The sequence below is a fragment of the Cellulomonas septica genome, assembly GCF_012396155.1.
In the GTDB taxonomy this organism is placed as follows: Bacteria; Actinomycetota; Actinomycetes; order Actinomycetales; family Cellulomonadaceae; genus Cellulomonas; species Cellulomonas septica.
In genome coordinates, this window is record NZ_JAAXOY010000391.1 from 1 (window position 1) to 3,335 (window position 3,335).

Sequence of the window (3,335 nt, forward strand, 5' to 3'; positions counted from 1 at the left end):
CGGGCCGGTGAACCCGAGCACCGACCAGCTCGCGGTCGGCACGCCGACCTGCACGCGTGACAGCGCCGCGACGTCGGAGTCGGGACCCGCGAGCGCGGCGGCGGCGCGGCTCATCGTGGGCTCGTGCCCGACGACGAGCACGGTCGCCACGTCGTCGCCCACGGCCCGCACGACGTCGAGCAGCGTCGAGACGCCCGCGTCGTACACCTCGTCGCGCAGCTCGAGCGCGGGGTCCGCGCCGAGCGTGCCGCGCACGAGCTCCCACGTCTGCCGGGTGCGCAGGCTGGTCGAGCACAGCACGAGGTCCGGGACGAGCCCCGCCTCGGCGAGCTGCGCGCCGACCTGACCGGACTGCTTGCGGCCCACGAGCGACAGCGGCCGCTGGTGGTCGGGAAGACCCTCGGGGTGCTCGGCCTTGGCGTGCCGGAGCAGGAGCAGTCGGTGGGTGGAGTCGGACGTCACCGGCTCAGCGTCCCATCACAGGCCCATCGCGTGCACGCCGCCGTCGACGTGCACGATCTCCCCGGTCGTCGCCGGGAACCAGTCGGACAGGAGCGCGGCGACGGCGCGGGCCGTGGGCTCGGGGTCGGAGACGTCCCAGCCGAGCGGCGCACGGTCGGGCCAGCCGCCCTCCATCGCCTCGAAGCCGGGGATGGACTTCGCGGCCGTCGTGCGGATCGGGCCCGCGGACACGAGGTTGACGCGCACGCCGTGCGGGCCGAGGTCGCGCGCGAGGTACCGGGCGGTCGACTCGAACGCGGCCTTGGCGACACCCATCCAGTCGTAGACGGGCCACGCGTAGCGCGCGTCGAACGTGAGGCCGACGACGGCCGAGCCACGGGCCAGCAGCGGCTGCGCGGCGACCGCGAGCGACTTCAGCGAGTACGCGCTGACGTGCAGCGCGGTCGCGACGTCGTCCCACTCGCCCGCGAGGAAGTTGCCGCCCATGACGGACTGCGGCGCGAAGCCGATGGAGTGCACGACCCCGTCGAGGCTGTCCAGGCCGGCTTCGCGCACGCGGTCTGCGAGCGCGTCGAGGTCCTCCTGCGACGTCGCGTCGAGCTGCAGGACCTGCGCCTCGACCGGGAGGCGCCGGGCGATGGCCTGCGTGAGCCGGAACTGCCGGCCGAAGGAGGTGAGCACGACCTGCGCGCCCTGCTCCTGCGCGAGGCGCGCGACGTGGAACGCGATCGAGCCGTCGGTGAGGACGCCGGTGACGAGGAGCTTCTTGCCGTCGAGCAGACCCATGGGAGTTCCGTCCTGTTGCGGTGCGTGGGGGAAGGTCGAGGGAGGGGTCAGTGACCCATGCCGAGGCCGCCGTCGACGGGGATCACGGCGCCCGAGATGTAGCCGGCGGCGTCCGAGGCGACGAACTCGACGGCCGCGGCGACCTCCTCGGGCTGCGCGAAGCGACCGGCGGGGATCGACGCGAGGTACGCCTTCTGGCGGTCCTCGGGCAGCGCGCGCGTCATGTCGGTGTCGATGAAGCCGGGCGCGACGACGTTCGCGGTGATGCCGCGGCCGCCGAGCTCGCGCGTGATGGACCGTGCCATGCCGACGAGGGCGGACTTGGACGCGGAGTAGTTCACCTGGCCGGGCCCGCCGTAGAGGCCGACGACCGACGAGATGAGCACGATGCGGCCGCGACGCAGCCGGATCATGCCCTTGGACGCGCGCCGCACGACCCGGAACGCGCCCGTGAGGTTGACGTCGAGGACGTCCGTGAACTCCTCGTCGGTCATCCGCAGCAGCAGCTGGTCGCGCGTGACGCCCGCGTTCGCGACGACGACCTCGACGGGGCCGTGCGCGGACTCGATCTCGGTGAACGCCGCGTCGACCGCGGCGGTGTCGCGCACGTCGGCGACGGCACCCAGCACGCCGTCGGGCAGGTCGCCCGAGCGGTAGATGGTCGCGACCTTGTCGCCGGCGGCCACGAAGCGCTCCGCGATGGAGCGGCCGATGCCGCGGTTCGCGCCGGTCACGAGGACGCTGCGCGGGCGGTGCTCGGATCGCGTGGACGGCGTGGCGTTGTCGGAAGTCTCAGGCACGGAACCCGACGCTATCCGACGTCCCCGGCACGACGTCGGTCCGGCCCGGCACAGGAACGCCCCGGCATGTTGTGGGAACCGGACAACGGCGGCCCCCGACGGTCGGTGTCCGCAGACCGGACTACGATCAGGTGGTGAGCAGCCGCAGGACCCCCAGAGCGCACGACGCGCCGGGCGACGACGTCCAGCGCATCACGTCCGCGCCCGAGTCCCTGGCCGACGACATGGCCCGCCGGCAGCGCCGTTACCTCGCCCAGATGGGCGTCCGCATGGTGTGCTTCGCGGCCGCGTTCTTCACGTGGGGGCACCTGCCGGTCGTGGTGCCGATCCTCCTGCTGATCGCGGCCGTCGTGCTGCCGTACGTCGCGGTCCTGTTCGCGAACGCGGGGCGCGAGCGGCGTGACACGGACGACGCGTCGTTCATGCAGTACCGCGAGATCGGGCCGGGCTCGGGTCCGCACCACCAGGTCGGGGGCGGCTCGTGAACCTGCTGGGCGGCGTGCCCGACGCCGTCGACGAGCTCGTCTGCTCGGCCCGCGGCTGCCGCGCCGACGCCGCGTGGGGCCTGCTGTGGAACAACCCGAAGCTGCACGCGCCCGAGCGCCGCAAGGTGTGGCTCGCGTGCGACGAGCACCGCGAGCACCTGTCGCAGTACCTCGACGTGCGCGGCTTCCTGCGTGACGTCGTCCCCGCCGGCGACCTGGACCGGGTGGCGCCGTCGTGAGTGCGGCCGCTCGCCGGGCCGTCGGGATCGTCTGCGTCGGGATCGTCCTCGCGACCGCGTGCGTGTTCCTGGGCCGGTGGCAGTGGAACCGGCACGTGTGGCGTGACGCGGCGATCGCGGTCGTGACGACCAACTACGCCGCCGACCCCGTGCCGCTCGACGACGTGCTCGCCTCGACGGACGAGGCGCTCGGCAAGGCCGACGAGTGGCGCACGGTCGAGGTCGTCGGGCGGTACGACACCGACGCGACCGTCCTGCTGCGCAACCGCCCGGTCGACGGTCACCCGGCGTACCACGTGCTCGTCCCGTTCGTGGTGTCCGACGCCTCCGCGGGCACCGCGGACGACCCGACGGGTGCGGGTGGGGTCCTCGTCGTCGACCGCGGCTGGGTGCCGACCGGGGAGGACGCGAGCGCCGCGGTCGACGTGCCCGCTCCCCCGACCGGCACCGTGACGCTCACCGCGCGCCTCCGGCTCGACGAGCGCCAGACGACCCGCACGGCGCCTCCGGGTCAGGTGCAGGCGGTCGCGTCGTCGCAGGTCCTCGCGGCGGGCGGGCTCGAC

The 3,335-nt window shown here is 74.0% G+C and carries 6 protein-coding genes; 3 read left to right on the forward strand and 3 right to left on the reverse strand.

Annotated elements, in window-relative coordinates; genetic code table 11:
• The 3 genes from HGA02_RS13725 to fabG form a co-directional block, all read right to left on the reverse strand.
• Positions 1-462 (reverse strand): histidine phosphatase family protein (locus HGA02_RS13725; protein ID WP_168679471.1); only part of this gene is annotated, 462 nt, incomplete at its 3' end.
• Positions 463-477: 15 nt separating this feature from the next.
• Positions 478-1,248: an enoyl-ACP reductase FabI gene (gene fabI, locus HGA02_RS13730; protein ID WP_168679472.1), complete on the reverse strand. Its 771-nt coding sequence runs from the start codon at positions 1,246-1,248 to the stop codon at positions 478-480.
• 47 nt (positions 1,249-1,295) lie between these two features.
• Positions 1,296-2,048, reverse strand: coding sequence for a 3-oxoacyl-ACP reductase FabG (gene fabG / locus HGA02_RS13735; RefSeq protein ID WP_168679473.1), 753 nt, complete (start codon positions 2,046-2,048; stop codon positions 1,296-1,298).
• Between the two features lie 134 nt (positions 2,049-2,182).
• On the opposite strand from fabG, the gene HGA02_RS13740 reads away from it, so the two are divergent.
• From HGA02_RS13740 to HGA02_RS13750, 3 genes are all read left to right on the forward strand, one after another.
• Positions 2,183-2,533, forward strand: coding sequence for a DUF3099 domain-containing protein (locus HGA02_RS13740; protein WP_168679474.1), 351 nt, complete (start codon positions 2,183-2,185; stop codon positions 2,531-2,533).
• On the forward strand, positions 2,530-2,772 hold the full coding sequence (locus HGA02_RS13745; protein WP_168679475.1) for a hypothetical protein: 243 nt from the start codon (positions 2,530-2,532) through the stop codon (positions 2,770-2,772). The genes HGA02_RS13740 and HGA02_RS13745 overlap by 4 nt, the downstream gene beginning before the upstream one ends.
• Positions 2,769-3,335: SURF1 family cytochrome oxidase biogenesis protein (locus HGA02_RS13750; RefSeq protein WP_168679476.1), on the forward strand; the 567-nt coding region annotated here is incomplete at its 3' end. The genes HGA02_RS13745 and HGA02_RS13750, both read left to right, overlap by 4 nt.